Source organism: Pseudarthrobacter leeuwenhoeki, assembly GCF_055412885.1.
On record NZ_JBVAYY010000002.1, the window covers coordinates 55438 to 71203 of the forward strand.

13 protein-coding genes are annotated in these 15766 nt (G+C 65.6%); 9 read left to right on the plus strand and 4 right to left on the minus strand.

All coding sequences use genetic code 11. The features are described from left to right. The first annotated feature begins 2 nt into the window (after positions 1-2). From ACZYX4_RS01970 to pknB, 5 genes are read left to right on the plus strand one after another with little or no spacing between them, the layout of a single operon-like run. Positions 3-1568 carry a PP2C family protein-serine/threonine phosphatase gene (locus ACZYX4_RS01970; protein WP_463873291.1) on the plus strand — a complete coding sequence of 522 codons (1566 nt, stop codon included), beginning with the start codon at positions 3-5 and terminating at the stop codon, positions 1566-1568. After that, positions 1565-3016, plus strand: a complete 1452-nt coding sequence (locus ACZYX4_RS01975) for an FtsW/RodA/SpoVE family cell cycle protein (protein ID WP_463873293.1) — start codon at positions 1565-1567, stop codon at positions 3014-3016. Before ACZYX4_RS01970 ends, ACZYX4_RS01975 begins: the two co-directional genes overlap by 4 nt. Next, a complete protein-coding gene (locus ACZYX4_RS01980) occupies positions 3013-4470 on the plus strand; it encodes a peptidoglycan D,D-transpeptidase FtsI family protein (protein WP_463873295.1) in 1458 nt (485 codons plus the stop codon). The genes ACZYX4_RS01975 and ACZYX4_RS01980 overlap by 4 nt, the downstream gene beginning before the upstream one ends. Continuing rightward, positions 4467-6311, plus strand: coding sequence for a protein kinase domain-containing protein (locus ACZYX4_RS01985; protein WP_463873297.1), 1845 nt, complete (start codon positions 4467-4469; stop codon positions 6309-6311). The genes ACZYX4_RS01980 and ACZYX4_RS01985 overlap by 4 nt, the downstream gene beginning before the upstream one ends. A 6-nt stretch (positions 6312-6317) precedes the next feature. Further along, positions 6318-8270 (plus strand): Stk1 family PASTA domain-containing Ser/Thr kinase, encoded by a 1953-nt coding sequence (gene pknB, locus ACZYX4_RS01990; RefSeq protein WP_463873299.1) that lies wholly within the window; start codon positions 6318-6320, stop codon positions 8268-8270. Positions 8271-8304: 34 nt separating this feature from the next. Here the strand turns inward: pknB and ACZYX4_RS01995 are convergent, their stop codons facing one another. After that, on the minus strand, positions 8305-8946 hold the full coding sequence (locus ACZYX4_RS01995; RefSeq protein WP_463873301.1) for an anthranilate synthase component II: 642 nt from the start codon (positions 8944-8946) through the stop codon (positions 8305-8307). Between the two features lie 214 nt (positions 8947-9160). Between ACZYX4_RS01995 and ACZYX4_RS02000 the strand changes: the two genes are divergently transcribed. Together ACZYX4_RS02000 and ACZYX4_RS02005 are read left to right on the plus strand one after the other, a co-directional pair. Beyond that, a complete protein-coding gene (locus ACZYX4_RS02000) occupies positions 9161-9415 on the plus strand; it encodes a cell division protein CrgA (protein WP_463873302.1) in 255 nt (84 codons plus the stop codon). Positions 9416-9535: 120 nt separating this feature from the next. After that, positions 9536-10141 carry a DNA-3-methyladenine glycosylase I gene (locus tag ACZYX4_RS02005; RefSeq protein WP_463873304.1) on the plus strand — a complete coding sequence of 202 codons (606 nt, stop codon included), beginning with the start codon at positions 9536-9538 and terminating at the stop codon, positions 10139-10141. Positions 10142-11039: 898 nt separating this feature from the next. On the opposite strand, the gene ACZYX4_RS02010 is transcribed toward ACZYX4_RS02005, so the two are convergent. Together ACZYX4_RS02010 and ACZYX4_RS02015 are read right to left on the minus strand one after the other, a co-directional pair. Further along, positions 11040-11921, minus strand: coding sequence for a rhomboid family intramembrane serine protease (locus ACZYX4_RS02010; RefSeq protein ID WP_463873306.1), 882 nt, complete (start codon positions 11919-11921; stop codon positions 11040-11042). Positions 11922-11930: 9 nt separating this feature from the next. After that, positions 11931-12476: a peptidylprolyl isomerase gene (locus tag ACZYX4_RS02015; protein WP_463873308.1), complete on the minus strand. Its 546-nt coding sequence runs from the start codon at positions 12474-12476 to the stop codon at positions 11931-11933. Between the two features lie 155 nt (positions 12477-12631). On the opposite strand from ACZYX4_RS02015, the gene ACZYX4_RS02020 reads away from it, so the two are divergent. Together ACZYX4_RS02020 and ACZYX4_RS02025 are read left to right on the plus strand one after the other, a co-directional pair. Further along, complete coding sequence (locus ACZYX4_RS02020) at positions 12632-13627, plus strand: hypothetical protein (RefSeq protein WP_463873309.1); 996 nt, start codon at positions 12632-12634, stop codon at positions 13625-13627. 156 nt (positions 13628-13783) lie between these two features. Further along, positions 13784-14659: a glycosyltransferase family 2 protein gene (locus ACZYX4_RS02025; protein ID WP_463873311.1), complete on the plus strand. Its 876-nt coding sequence runs from the start codon at positions 13784-13786 to the stop codon at positions 14657-14659. A 40-nt stretch (positions 14660-14699) separates the two neighbouring features. Here ACZYX4_RS02025 and ACZYX4_RS02030 read toward each other — a convergent pair whose 3' ends face one another. Further along, positions 14700-15614 (minus strand): DMT family transporter, encoded by a 915-nt coding sequence (locus ACZYX4_RS02030; protein ID WP_463873313.1) that lies wholly within the window; start codon positions 15612-15614, stop codon positions 14700-14702. Between the last annotated feature and the right edge of the window lie 152 nt (positions 15615-15766).

Sequence of the window (15766 nt, forward strand, 5' to 3'; positions counted from 1 at the left end):
CCGTGGCTGCCCCGGATCGCCCCGCAGACAGGGCCGAAGGCACAACAACTGCCCCCGAGCGGCCGCTCATCATGCGCTACGCCGCGCGTTCCGACGTCGGCCGGGTGCGCGCGAAGAACGACGACTCCGCCTACGTCGGCCGCCGCCTCGCCGTCGTCGCCGACGGCATGGGTGGACACGCTGGCGGCGACGTCGCCTCTGCCGCCACGGTACTGGACATGATCCATCTCGACAGCGACGATTACGACGGCGACGCCGGCACCGTCCTGGCCGACGAGATCCAGACCGCCAACTCGCTGCTGTCCGAACTCGTCCACATGAACCCCAAGCTGGCTGGCATGGGGACCACCGTCACCGCCCTCCTGCTGGCCGAGGGAAAGCTGCACTTCGCCCATATTGGCGACTCCCGCGCGTACCGGCTCCGGAACGGCGAATACAAGCAGGTCAGCGTGGACCACACCTTCGTCCAGCGCCTCATCGATGAAGGCCGGCTCCGCCCCGAAGAAGCGGAAACGCACCCGCACAAGAACGTCCTGATGCGCGTCCTCGGAGATGTTGACGCCAGCCCTGAGCTGGACCTGGCAACGCTCGAGGTCGAACCGGGTGAGCGCTGGCTGCTCTGTTCCGACGGTCTGAACTACGTCGCGGGCCACGTCGTGGAGCGCACCGTCCGGGAGACCAGGGACCTGCGTGAATGCGTCGAACTGCTGGTCGATCTCACCCTGGAGGCCGGTGCCCCGGACAACGTCACCGTGGTGATGCTGGAAATCGTTGAACAGACCACCGACGACGTCCGGACCGCCGCCGTCGAAATTGTCCCGACCACGCCGCCAGCCGGCGGTTCCCCCGAAACGGGCGAGCCCCCAACCTCCACCGACCCGCACCTGGGTGAGCATCTGTCCGCCCAGGTGCTCCGGCAGGAGCTTGCCGGCCGCCCGCACGAACTCGTGGGTGCCGCCGCGGCCGCCGCGCAATCCGGCTCCATCCCCACTATTGCGGGGCGCACCATGGCCCGCCGGGCGGCAACAGTCCTGACCCACAAGTCGGAGCAGACACGGGAGGAAGGCGAAGAGTTGCGGCAGGCCTTCCGTCCCCGCCCCCTGGTGACAGTCTCCATTGCCGGGGCCGTCGTGGCACTTCTCACAGTGGGCCTGTGGCTGGGTTACGCCTGGACCCAGACCCGGTACTACATCGGCGAGCACGACCAGCATGTGGCCATCTTCAACGGGGTCTCCCAGCGCCTGGGCCCCATCCAGCTCTCCACCCTCGAAGCGGTGACCGAAATCCGGATGTCAGATCTCCCCGCATTTTCCCAGCAGCGGGTCCGCCAGACCGTGCCGGCCCGGGACCTCTATGACGCCCAGCGGATCGTCAAGAACCTTGAGCGCACCGGCACCACCGCCCCCGCGGACGAACTCATCACCCCGTCCCCGACCCCCGCCACCCCCGGCGCGACACCGGATCCCAGTGCCACGGCGGATCCGGCCGTGACGGCGAGTCCCGGCGCGGCCGGGACAACGGCGCCGTCGCCGGCCGCGACGGCACCGATCCGAGAGGGGGGACAATGACACCCGTCGATTCCACGCCCCGGCCGCGGCGGAACGTTGAACTGGTCCTGCTGGTACTGGCCCTCGCCGTCGGCATTGGGGGCAATGCCCTGGTCGCGGTGGACCGGCAGCAGGCGTTTGATGCCGATTTCTGGTTCCAGTCGAGCCTGCTCGCCGTCGCTGCCCTGGCCTTCCACATCGTCCTGCGTATTCGGGCGAAATATGCCGATCCGGTAATGCTTCCGCTGGTGGTGGCGCTCAACGGCCTCGGCCTGGCCATGATCCACCGGCTGGACCGGGTCGGGGAGGATACTGGCAACAACCAGCTGCGCTGGACCCTGGTGGCCATGGCTGTTTCGATCGCCGTCATCTGGCTCCTCAAAGACCACCGGATACTCCGCCGTTTCACCTATATTTCCCTGGCCGTCAGTGCGTTCCTGTTGATCCTTCCACTGGTTCCCGGCATAACGGCCGGCGAAATCCTGGGCGCACGGGTCTGGATCAAGGTCGGATCGATGACCTTCCAGCCCGGTGAAATCGCCAAGATCACCCTCGCTATATTCTTTGCCGGGTATCTATCCTCGAACCGCGACCTCATCCTGCTGGCGGGCCGGAAAGTCGGGCCCATCCAGTTTCCGCGGTTCAAGGACATGGGCCCCATGATCGCCGCCTGGCTCGTGAGCATCGGCGTGCTGATCTTCCAGCGGGACCTGGGCTCGTCGATCCTGTTCTTCGGCCTCTTTCTGGTGATGATCTACGTCGCCACGAGCCGCATCAGCTGGGTGATCATCGGCGTCGGACTCATCGCTGCCGGCGGGTTCGTCGCATCCCGCGTGTTCTCCCACGTCGGTCTGCGGATTGATGGCTGGATCAACGCCTTCACCGACGAGGTCTACGGCCGGGCGTTCGGCGGCAGCCTGCAGATCGTCGAAGGGCTGTTCGGCATGGCCAACGGCGGGCTGGTCGGCACCGGACTCGGCCAGGGACGCCCCAACCTCGTTCCCTTCGCCAACAGCGACATGATCATTGCCTCCTTCGGCGAGGAACTCGGGTTGATTGGGCTCTTCGCGATCGTCCTGATGTACCTGTTGCTCTTCACCCGAGGCTTCCGTGCCGCGCTCGGCACCCGTGACGCCTTCGGGAAGCTGCTCGCCACCGGGCTGTCCTTCGCCATTGCGCTGCAGTGCTTTGTCGTGATCGGCGGCGTCACCCGGCTCATTCCCCTGACCGGCCTCACCACGCCGTTCCTCGCCGCCGGCGGTTCCTCGCTGCTGGCCAACTGGATCATCGTCGGACTGTTGCTGATGATCTCGCATACGGCACGCGGCCCGGTGGACACTACACCGCTGGCCCCCGGCGAGGAACCCGACCCACAGGAAGTATTGCCTGCCATGGATTTGAAGCCGGCCACCACACCCGGCACCGCACGGAACAGTCCGGACGCCCCCACCGAGGCGGTGACGCTGTGAACCAAGCCATCCGCAATGCCTGGATTGCCGCGATTGCGATGTTCGTCCTGATCTTCGGTGCCCTCAGCTACGTCCAGGTGGTTGGAGCGGACGAGCTGGAGGCCAATGCCTGGAACAAACGCACCCTCCTGCAGAACTACTGCAACGACCGCGGCGCCATTATTGTGGGCGGCGTTCCGGTGGCCGAGTCCGTGGCTGCCGCGGAGAGCTGCAAGTTCCAGCGCACCTACAACCAGCCGGAACCCTACGCCGGAATCACCGGCTATTTCTCCAGGAGCTTCGGCGTGACCGGGCTCGAGAAGACGATGAACCAGGAGCTCGCGGGCAGCTCCGACCAGCAGTTCCTGGACCGTGTCGGCCAGCTCTTCCTGGGCAACCAGCCCAAGGGTGCCTCCGTGGAGCTCACCCTCGATCCCAAGATCCAGAAGCTCGCCTTTGACCTCATCCCGGACGGCCAGCGCGGGTCGATCGTGGTGACCAGTCCGAAAACCGGCGCGATCATCGCCATGGTGTCCAAACCGTCCTACGATCCCAACCTGATCGCCACCCAGGACCCGGTGGCCGAGGCCGCCAACTTCGCAGAGCTGAACAAGATCCCCGGGATCAACCTGAACCAGAACGTCAGCGGACCCACCGGGGAGCTGCTGGCACCGGGCTCAGTCTTCAAGCTCATCGATACGTCCGCGGCACTCAAATCGGGCAAGTACAACAAGGACAGCGTTCTGCCCAACCCGGCGGAGATGTCCTTCCCGGGCATCGAATACACGCTGCCCAACTATGCCGGCGGCAACTGCTACACCCGCAGCACGGCGACTTTTGCCTTCGCCCTGCAGCAGTCCTGCAACACCCCGTTCGCCAGCATCGCCCTCGATCTGGGGCAGCAGGCCATCGGGGACGAGGCGGAGAAATTCGGTTTCGGGCAGGACTTCGGTGACCAGCTCAAGCTGGACTCCGCCCCGAGTTTCTTCCCGGACGAGGAGCTGGATGACGCCAGCCTGGCACAGTCCTCGATCGGCCAGCGGGACGTCCGGGCCACCCCGCTGCAGATCAACCAGATGACGGCCGCGATCGCCAACGGCGGCGTGCAGATGCAGCCGAACCTGATCAAGGCGGTACGCTCCCCGGACCTGCGGCCGATCAGCGAGCCGAAACCCCAGGCGCTGCGGACCTCCACCACGCCGGAGATCGCCCGGCAGATCAACGAGTGGATGGTCAGCGTCGTCAGTGAGGGCATCGGCCGCGGAGCGGCAGTGCCCGGTGTGAAGGTGGCCGGCAAGACCGGTACCGCGGAACTCGGCGACGGCCTGAACAACTCATGGTTTACCGGGTTTGCCCCGGCGAATGACCCGCAGGTGGCTGTCACTATCGTCATGGAAGGCGTAGACATCACCACCGGCGCAAAGCTAACCAGTCCGAACGCGAAGAAGATTTTTGAGGCGGTGTTGAATAAGTGAGGCCTTCATCAGGAATCACCCTCGGCGGCAGGTTCCAGCTGACCACGCGTATTGCGATCGGCGGCATGGGAGAAGTCTGGAAAGCCAAAGACCTGATCCTCGGCCGCATCGTCGCCATCAAGGTGCTGAAGGAGGAGTATACGGGCGACCCCGGTTTCCTCCAGCGGTTCCGCGCCGAAGCCCGCCACACGGCCCTCCTGAACCACGTGGGCATCGCCAACGTCTTTGACTACGGCGAGGAAGAAGGATCCGGCTACCTCGTCATGGAGCTGGTCCCGGGCCAGCCGCTGAGCAGCATCATCGAACATGAACAGGTGCTCTCCCCAGACCGCACCCTGTCCATGATCGCGCAGACGGCCCGCGCCCTCTCGGTGGCCCACGCCCAGGGCCTGGTCCACCGCGACATCAAACCGGGCAACCTGCTCATCACCCCGGACGGCCGCGTCAAGGTCACGGACTTCGGCATCGCCCGGCTGGCAGACCAGGTCCCGCTCACGCAGACGGGCCAGGTTATGGGCACCGCCCAGTACCTGGCTCCGGAACAGGCAACCGGCCAGCTGGCTACCGGCGCCTCGGACATCTACGCCCTCGGCGTGATTGGCTACGAATGCCTCACCGGGCACCGCCCGTTCTCCGGCGAATCCCAGATCGCGATCGCGCTGGCGCAGGTCAATGACGCGCCGCCGCCGCTGCCGGAAACCCTGCCGAAGCCGGTCCGCGCCCTGCTGATGTCCATGCTGGCCAAGGCCCCCAAGGACCGCCCGGCCGACGCCCTTAAACTGTCCGAGGCTGCCGAGGCCATCCGCAACGGCGACATCGCGGCAGCACACGCCGCCGTCCCTGGCATGCTGCTCTTCGAGGCAGCAACCGGGCCGATCACGGCACCGGTGGACATCCCGACGGCAGCAACCGGTGTGATCGGCACTGCGGACAGTTCGACGTCGGACACCTCCGCGCTGCCTGTGGTCGGCGCCGCGGGAGCGGGCGCAGCGGCAGGGGTCGCTGCCGGAGCCGCCGCCGCCGGCGCGTACGGAGACCGCAATACACTCTCGCGTGCCGACGCCCTCGCCGCGGAACGCAACTGGGTCCAGGAGGACGACGACTACGACGAACCGGCCACTGAGCCGGAACGCCGCGGCCGCAGCCCCTGGACCTGGCCGCTGATTGCCCTGATCCTGCTGGTGCTGTTCGCACTGGTCGGAGTGATGCTCAGCCAGGCCGGGATCTTCTCACCCCAGGCACCCGCGAGCAGCAGCGCCATCGCCAGCAGCACCAGCGCGTCACCGACCTCCACAAGCGCCTCGCCTACGGTCACAAGCGCCAGCCCCAGCCCGACCATCAGCTCCGCGACACCCACCCAGTCCACGCCGGCTGCCATCAATCTGGTCCCGGAAAGCTATCTGGGTCGCCCCTTCAACCAGGTCCGCCGCGAACTGAGCGGCCTGGGGCTTGTCGTCGACGGTGCCGAGGTATTCAACGCCGCCCCTCCAGGAACCGTCACCAATATCAATCCAACCGGCCCGGTTGAGCGGGGCGAGCCCATCACGGTGACCTACTCCAAGGGTCCGGAGCCAACTAAGGCTCCGGAGACTGCGACGGTCCCCCCGCTGCAGTCCGGTGCCAGCGAAGCCGCTGTCCAGCAGGCCATCGCGAATGCGGGACTTCGCTGGGCCAAGGGTGCCGACCTGAATCCGACGAACAAGGAGCAGGCCCCTGGCACCTTCGTCAGCGCCGAGCCCGCTTCCGGCAGCAAGGTTCCCGCCGGTTCGGTCGTGACTTACCACCTGGCCAAAGCCGTGGCCGTGGATCCAACACCCATCCCCACCCCCACCGGAACGTAGCCCGCCATGCCCACTTCACCCCGCACCCCATCGCACCGGGAGGACCGCGGCCCCGTGAACACCCAGCGCGTCCTCAGCGGACGCTATGAGCTGGGTGAGCTGATCGGCCGTGGCGGCATGGCCGACGTCTTCCGCGGCATCGACACCCGGCTGGGACGCACCGTCGCGGTCAAACTGCTCCGCCCGGACCTGGCCCGGGACCCCCAGTTCCAGGCAAGGTTCAAGCGCGAGGCGCAGGCGGTGGCCGCCCTGAACCATCCCTCAATCGTTGCCATCTTCGACACCGGGGACCACCCCGTCCCCGGGGACCACGAGGACACCGTCCGGGTGCCGTACATCGTTATGGAATTCGTCTCCGGCAAGACAATCCGGGACCTGATCCGGGCCAAGGAAGTCAGCATCGACCAGGCGATTGACTTCTCCCTGGGGGTACTCGCCGCCCTGGACTACAGCCACAAGGCCGGTATTGTCCACCGCGACATCAAACCCGCGAATGTGATGTTCTGCCCGGAATCCAACAGCATCAAGGTGATGGACTTCGGGATTGCCCGCGCCATGGCGGACTCGGCAGCGACGATGACCCAAACCCAGGCCGTGGTGGGCACCGCCCAGTATCTTTCACCGGAACAGGCCCGCGGTGAAACTGTGGATGCCCGCAGCGATCTCTACTCGGCCGGCTGCCTGCTGTATGAGATGCTGGCCGGCCGGCCGCCTTTCATCGGTGACAGCCCCGTTTCGGTGGCCTACCAGCATGTGCGTGAAATCCCCGAGCTGGCCAGCAGCTTGAATCCTGACGTCTCCGAGGCTCTGGACAGCGTGCTGATGAAGGCACTGCAGAAGAACCGAGCGGACCGCTTCCAGGATGCAGCAGCGTTCGGCCGCGCGCTCCGGGCCGCGCGGAGCGGAGTCGGCGTCACCGCTTTGTCCGCAAGTGAAGCTCCCACCGACCCCCATAACACGGTCCCGACCCCGGACGGCGCGCCGACGGCGGCCTATGCCGTGACCGCCGCGGAGTTCCTCGACGAGACCCCCACCGGCCGGCTCCGGCCCATGTTGGAGACCCCGGCCGATGATGAAAACGACCTGATGACTCACGGTGTGGTCTATGGCGCCGCGGACAGCGGCAGCCTGCCGCTGGTCCTGCCGCCCGAACGCGAGCAGACCCGGCGTCAGCAGTCCCGGCGTCGGACGTGGATCGCCGCTCTGGTGATCGTCACCGTCATGGTGCTTGCAGGAGGCGGCCTGTGGCTTTTTAACATGATGAACCAGGCGCCGCCCCCGGTAGCCAAGGTTCTGGTGCCGTCGGTGACGTCGCTGACCGAGACCGAGGCTCTCCAGAAGCTCTACAATGCCGGACTGAAACCTCAGCTCAGCCGGATGCAGCACGAGACGATTGCCAAGGGCATCGCGGTCGGCACTGTCCCGGCAACGGGGAGCTCGCTGGACCCAAATTCCGACATCACGCTCAACATCTCCGAAGGTCCCAGCGCCATCACCATCCCCGCCGACCTGCCCGGACGCACGGAGGCCGCTGCGCGCGATATGCTGCGCCAGAAGGGTCTCGCCGGGGCACCGGGTACCACCATGGCCAACAGCCCCACGGTACCGGCCGGCATCGTGATCACCACCAACCCGGCGCCGGGCCAGAAGGTGGCCACTGGCAGCATCGTGGAAATCATCGTTTCCACCGGCAAAGTCGTGGTTCCGCAGCTGGTCGGGCTTCCCCAGGCCGAGGCTGAAGCGGCCCTGACCGCGCTGGGTCTGGTCATGAATGCCACGGAAGTGGAAAACTCCCAGGTCGAACCGGGTAAGGTCACCGGACAGTCCGACCCCGCAGAGGCCCCTGTGGAACAGGGCAAGACGGTCGCCGTCACCGTGGCCAAGGCTCCCCCGCCCCCGCCCCCGAGCCCCACACCCACACCGACCCCGACGTCCACCACGACCGCCACGGGCGACTGAGTTTTCAAAGGCGACTGAGTTTTCCTGGGCGGGCCTAGTGCTTGATGAGCGGGCTTAGCGATGCTCCGCGCCGGGCCGCGCCGGCCATGCCGAGGGATTCGAGCCAGTTCCCGAGCATCTGGTAGCCGCCTTCGGTGAGCACGGACTCCGGGTGGAACTGCACTCCGCAGAGGGGGGCTGTGCGGTGCTGGAGCCCCATAACAACTCCGGTTCCCGTCTCCGCGGTGATCTCCAGGACCTCCGGGATGCTCTCGCGGACGGCGGCGAGGGAGTGGTAGCGGGTCGCTGTGAAGGGCGAAGGCAGCCCGGCGAACACGCTGGTGCCGTGGTGCTCCACGAGGGACGTCTTGCCGTGCATCAGCTCCGGCGCGTGCGTGACTGTTCCCCCATAGGCCTCGGCCAGTGCCTGGTGGCCCAGGCAGACGCCAAGCATGGGTTTGTCGTGGCTGCCGCACCACTTGATCAGCTCGATGCAGACGCCCGCGCCGGCGGGGTTGCCGGGACCCGGGGAGATGAGGACGCCGTCGCGTGCCTCCGCCAGGTCGATTGCCTCGGCCAGGGTGACGTCGTCGTTGCGGACAACCGTGGTCTCCGCCCCAAATTCCTGAAGGTATCCCACCAGGGTGTACACAAAGCTGTCATAGTTGTCGACGACGAGAATCTTGGTTGTGCTCATGGGTGCCTTGCTGAACCAATCGTTGAATCAGAGAACCGGGTTGATCGTGCCATCCAGGACGTTCGCGGCGGACATCCCCGGGGCCTGAACTACAGCTAGAATTGGCTCCGAATAAGAACTTCAACATGACCAAGAGCGCTGACCGCCGGTGTATTCCTTCTTGCAGGATATCAAGCCGGGGTCGCGCTCCTGCTCCAGCCGCCCAGGAGGACCCGTGCCCGAATCAAAGCGCCGCAAACGGACTGCCCACGAAACGCGTCAGACTTCCGCCGCGCAGGCCAACAAGCCCAACCCGGTCTGGTTTAAGCCGGTGATGTTCGGCCTAATGATCATCGGTCTGCTGTGGATCATCACCTTCTACATCAGCGAAGGCGCCCTCCCTGTCGCGGCCTGGGGATCGGGGAATATCATTGCCGGCTTCGGCATCGCCATCATCGGGTTTCTGATGACCACCCGCTGGCGTTCCTGAACCCCACAGCACCTGGCGAAAGACCGGTACACCCTGTGTGCCGGTCTTTCGCGATAACGTCCCGCCCTTCCTGGGGCCGATAATGCTGGAGCGGAGAACACTTCGAGCGAAGGAGTCCAGATGGCCCCGGCAACAGCCGGCCCGGTAACCGGCGACGACGGCCTGGCCCGGCCTGCCTGGGCGGCCGTGGATCCGATGCTGCGCGAGTACTACGACACCGAGTGGGGGCTTCCGGTGCGCGACGAGCAGGGCCTGTACGAGCGCATCAGCCTCGAGGCATTCCAGGCCGGACTGTCCTGGGCCACAATTCTCCGGAAACGGCCGGCATTCCGGGCGGCGTTCCACGACTTCCATCCCGAGACGGTGGCCGCGTTTACCGAAGCTGATGTTGAGCGTCTCCTCCTCGACGCCGGAATCGTCCGCAACCGGCTGAAGGTCCGGGCTGCCATCACCAACGCCCAGGCCACCATTGCCCTGCGGGACGATGGCGGGCTGGTTGATTTCATCTGGTCCTTCCAGCCTGATTCCACTCCCGAGCCGAGATCCTCCGAGGAAATCCCCACTACCTCGGCAGAGTCGGCCGCGCTGTCAAAGGGGCTGCGCAAGCGGGGTTTCGCTTTTGTCGGGCCCACCACGATGTACGCCCTGATGGAAGCCATCGGCATGATTGACACCCATCTGCTGGACAGCCACCGCCGCGGGACCTCCGGAATCTGGCCACACTGAGCCCGGCGCCGCTGTGCACAACTCCGGTAAAAGTTATCCACACTGTTGATAACTCCATGCCGGCTCCCGCCCGTGCACACGGCCCCGCCCGCGCGCTGTGGCCTTCATCCCGCGCATCCGGAGGACGTTCCCCCAAGGATTTCAGGCCTTTGAGTTATTAACAGTGTGGATTCCCTGTGGATAAGTTCGCCGGGGGCGGCCGGTTGATGGAATCGCAACGCGAGGGTGCGGCACTTGCGCTATTTTCCGGCCCGGGGTCCGGCGCCGAAAAGTTATCCACTTAACAACAGCCCAGTACCCACAACTTATCCACAGCTGGGGATAACCAGGCCGACCAATGGGATTTCCGGCAGGTCCGGCGCCGCCTGGCGCCAATTCGGCTCGTGATACTTCACACGGCAAGTTATTAACACTGTGAATAACCCTGTTGAAAGCAGATTTGATCCTGGAGCAGGACTGGTCGTATTGGGCGGAACCGCGCTGCTTGATCCACCCCGCCGTCGGACTGCCATGCGCGGGCCTGGGCTCCTGGCCGGAGTTGTCCACTTAACCACAGGGCCGCCCACAGGGGTTATCCACAATTGTGGAGATCCGAAGGCGCCCTGTTCCGGAATCGCCCGGTGTGGCCCTCAGATCCGGGACGACGGCATAAACTACACGCGTGTAAGTTACCAACAATGTGGATAACCCCTGTGGAGAACTATCCGACGGGACCTGCGCGCTGCGTCCCACGGTCCCTGGGTCCCCGTGTGAAGAGCACAAAAAAACGACGCACCGGGAACGGCACGCTGTGGAAAACAGGGCCGGGCTGTGGGGATCCCTCGAAGAGTGGAAGGGGGAAGGAGTGGCTGCACGAGGGACGGGCTGCACGAAAGGCGGCAGGGAGGCCCCGGCGGGGTCAGGCTATGGCGACGCGGAGGGCGGAGACTGCGATCAGCAGGGCGAGGACTAGTACCAGACCGGCGGCCTGCAAGAGGCCCTGACGCGGGCCGCGGGGCGTGTACGCCAGGACGGCGGAACACAGCGCACCCGTGACTGCCCCGCCAAGGTGGGCCTGCCAGGCGATCGAGGGGACCACGAAGCCGATGACGCCGTTAATAAGGATCAGCACCCAGAGTTGCCTGGTGTCGCCGCCGCGTCGGCGCTGGACCACCAGCATGGCGCCGAAGAGCCCGAAGATGGCGCCCGAAGCGCCGACGACTCCGCTCAGGGGCTGGCCCGGGACGTACCCCGGCGTCAGCAGGAGGTAGCCGACCGATCCGCCAAAAGCGGACAGCAGATACACCGCCAGGAAGCGGATTCGTCCCAGGAGCGGCTCGAGTGCCTGCCCAAAGACCCACAGCATGTACATATTGAGAGCGATATGGAGAATAAAGCCCTGGGAATGCAGGAAAGCGGAGGTCACCATCCGCCAGGGTTCAAAGACCCCGTACTCCGGGCTGGCATAAACGGTAGCGAACGCCAGGTTCTCGTAGATCCCGTCGTTGGGGACCAGCCACTGGAGCACAAAGACCAGGGCACACAGACCGATGAGGGAAAGCGTAACCACGGGTTTTCCGGAGGTCACGGCGCCGCCATAGACGGTCTTGACCTCCGGCGTCGTACGTTTTGTTTCGTTGACGCAGTCAACGCATTGGAATCCGACGGCGGCCGCCCGCTGGCAGTCGGGGCACGCAGGGCGCCCGCAACGCTGGCAGCGCACATAGGAGGGCCGGTCCGGGTGCCGGAAGCACACCGGGATCTGCGCGGACGGCTCTGCCGCCGGAATTCCGTAGCTCATGCGCTGGGCTTAGAGCTTTTCTACGTCAATGCTGTTGATGGTGACGTCCTCGACCGGGCGGTCGCCCGCTCCGGTGCGGACACCCTCGATGGCATCAACAACCTTCCTGGAGTCATCGTCTGCCACCTCGCCGAAGATGCTGTGCTTGCCCTGCAGCCAGCCGGTGGGGATGGTGGTGATGAAGAACTGCGAGCCGTTGGTGCCACGGCCCATCTGGATGCCGGCGTTCGCCATGGCCAGCTTGTAGGGCTCGTTGAAAGTCAGCTCCGGGTGGATTTCGTCGTCGAACTTGTAGCCCGGTCCGCCCACACCACGGCCCAGGGGATCGCCCGCCTGGATCATGAAGTCCTTGATGATGCGGTGGAAGATGGTGCCGTCATAGAGCGGCGTCCCGGTCTTGTCCTCGCCGGACTCCGGGTGGGTCCAGGCCTTCTCACCCGTGGCCAGTCCGACGAAATTCTCGACGGTCTTGGGGGCGTGGTTGCCGAAGAGATTGACGACAATGTCGCCCATGCTCGTGTGGATGGTTGCTTTTGCAGTTGCGATGGCAGTCATGGCCCCTATTCTTCCATGACCGTCCCCGGCACGCAGGGCCGGTCCGCCAGTTCCGCGCTGGGTGAAATCCGCCCGAAATCGGCCTGACGAATAGCCGGTGAGGTCTGGGCCACGTAGGCTAACTGCAGAATCGTCACATTAATCGGGAGGTAGTTGTGAAGAAAACGGATCGTTTTGCCCGTGAGCTGGAGCACTCAGTCAGCACCGGAGTAGAGACCGCCAAGGACTGGGCAGCCCCGCGGGTTGAAGCAGCAGTCAGCTGGGCCGTTCCGCGTCTGCAGCAGGGACTGGATACCGCTTCTCCCAAGATCCAGGAGGGGCTTAAGTCAGCGGCCTATAATCTCGCCGACGGCGTTGCGACGGTAACCCCGCGTCTCCAGGACGGGCTCGCACACCTCGCACCAAGGATCAACGACGCCGTTGAGGGCGCCACCCCGCGCCTGCACGAGGCGCTGGACAAGGCGACGCCGGTCATCGCCAACGCGCGCGACCGGGTGGTTGTGGAGTACCTGCCGATGCTTTCGGATCAGATCGGCTATGCCTCCGATGCCGTGCACCGCACGCTCCAGAGCGCTCCGGCGCATGTGGATGCGGTTGCCCAGCGGCTCGGTGAAGCGGGGATCATCCACTCCGCCCAGGAGCAGGCGAAGACCGCGAAAGGCCACGTCAAGGTCGCTGCAGACAAGGCGGGCAAGGCCGTCAGCGGCGGGCTCGTCAAGAAGCAGAAGCCCAAGCACCGCGGGCTGTTGATCATCGGTATCATCACCGCGGCAGTTGCCGCCGGTGTTGCCGCCTGGCGGGCTTCCAGGCCGGTCGAGGATCCCTGGAAGACGCCAGCACCGGTCACACCGGCGCCCACACCGGCTCCGGCCACCACCGTCAACGACGTCAAGGATTCCGTCAAGGAAGCTGCTGGCCAGGCCGGCGCAGCCACGGTTGCCGCCGCTGACACGGCCGCGGACGCGTCAGCTGACGTTGCCGAGTCCGCCGACGACGCTGCGGACAAAGCCAAGCACGCGGCCCAGGACGCTGTCGAGGACGCCAAGGACGCCAAGGACGCCTCCGCCAAAGTTGCCACCGATGCGAAGACCGCCGTCAAGAACATCGCTGCGAGCCGCAACAACGGCACCGACAAGACCGCACGCAGCTAAGACAGATTGAGGGCTGCCTGCGGGCAGCCGTTGAGGGAGGGATTCCGCCGCAGAGGCGGGATCCCTCCCTTTTTGCGCGCGATGTTTACCAGTTCGTAGCCGGGGCGCTGCCCGGCGCCGGGCTGAAAAAACCCCGTTGGTGCTAAATTTGGGTGAATGTCACCCGAAAAATCCGCTGAGGATGCCTTATACGACGCTGTGCACACGCCGACTGTGTCCATCGTCATCCCGGCGTACAACGAGGAAAGCGTCATACGGCAGTGCCTCATCGCCGCCGTGTACCAGTCGGTCCCCGCGCACGAGATCATCGTCGTCGACAACATGTCCAAGGACCGCACGGCCGACATCGTCCGGCAGATGCAGCTGGAATACCCGGAGAGCCCCATCACCCTGCTCAGCCAGGACCGCGACCAGGGCCTGATCCCCACCCGCAATTTCGGCCTTGACCATGCCACGGGGGACATTCTGGGCCGGATCGATGCCGATTCCGTTCTGGAGCCCGACTGGGTTGAACAGGTGCAGAAAGCCTTCCGGGACAAATCCGTCCACGCCGCGACGGGCCCGGTGGTCTACTACGATATGCCGATGCGCCGCTTCGGGCTGAAGGCCGATGACAGAATGCGCCAGCTGATGCTCAGGCTCGCCAAGCACCAGTACCACTTTCTCTTTGGCTCCAACATGGCCCTCCGCCGCTCCGCGTGGAATATCATCCGCGCCGAGGCGTGCCGGGATGAGAAGGACGAGATGCACGAGGACATTGATTTGTCCCTGCACCTTGCCGACCACGACCTGCGGATCCAGTACTGGCCGCAGATGGTCTCCGGTATGTCCGCACGCCGGCTGGAAGACTCTCCCCGCGACTACCGCTACTACGTGACGCGTTTCGACCGCACGTACAAGGCCCACAACGTCAAGAAGATAGCGCTCAAGGCCCCCATGGTGGTCTTCTTCTCGGTGTATTTCCCGGCGAAGCTGCTGCGCGCGATCCATACGGTCAACACAGCCCAGCCGGCCCGCCGCGGCGGCCAGTAGCCCACGGCCCTGACTGCGCCGCCCGCCGCCGTCGTCGTCGTCAGTCCGTACCCAGCTCCGCCAGCCCGGCGGCGGTGCGCCGCACGGCGCGTGAACTGCGCTGTCCCAGGACGACGACGGCGAGCCCCACAAGGATCAACGCCAGGCCGGCGTAGGTCCCGGCCGGCAGGGTCTCGGACAGGAACGCAGCAGCGAGCAGCGCGGCCCCCGGAATCTCCAGCAGGATGATCATGGACACCAGCAGCGGACTCATGGTGGCAAGCAGGTGGTTGAAGGCAGTGTGACCGATCAGCTGGGCGCACACCGTGATCGCCAGGATGCCCACCCAGCCGGCGGCCTCGAACCCTGCCAGCGGTTGCTGCGAGAACAGCGCCAGAACCGCCACGACGGCCGCACACATCCCGTAGCACAGGGTCGTGTAGACACCCGTCCCCATGGTCTGGCGCGCCCTGCCACCGGCCAGCGTATAGACACCGGCCAGGGCTCCGCCCGCCACCGCCAGCAGATCACCCCACAGCGCTTCCGGGGAGGTGCCCATGTCGAACCCGGTAATGGCGACGACGCCGCCAAACGCGATCCCCAGGCCAACCAGGACCGGCCAGCGGTGTTTGACGCCGCGGAAAAGCTGGAAGACGACGATCCAGCCGGACTGCAGGCAGACGAGGGCTGTGGCCGCCGCGACGGAGGTCAACTGCAGCGAGGTGATGAAGCAGGCGAAGTGCAGCGCCAGGGCGACGGCAGCCGCCAGGGACCAGCCAAATTCCCTGCCGGTGACCCGGCCGAACTGTCGGGGGTTGCGGACCATCACGGGACCCGCCATCACGACCGACCCGATGGCGTTGCGCCAGAAGGCGATCGCCAGGGCACTGACGGAGGTGGCCCCCAGGGTCGCGGCAATGAGCGGCCCGGACGAAGCCACACCGAGGACACCCAGGGCGGCAAGGAAGAAGTTCACGGTCCAACACTAGTGGGGGCGCGGAGCCGCCAGCTGCATGGTTGCCCTGGGGGTACACCGTCCCGGCCCGCCTCAAGGTCACGATGGACGACGGCGCCAAGCCCAAAGAATGAAGAGTCATTGCCCGGTTCCCCTTCCGGGCATGCAAAAGG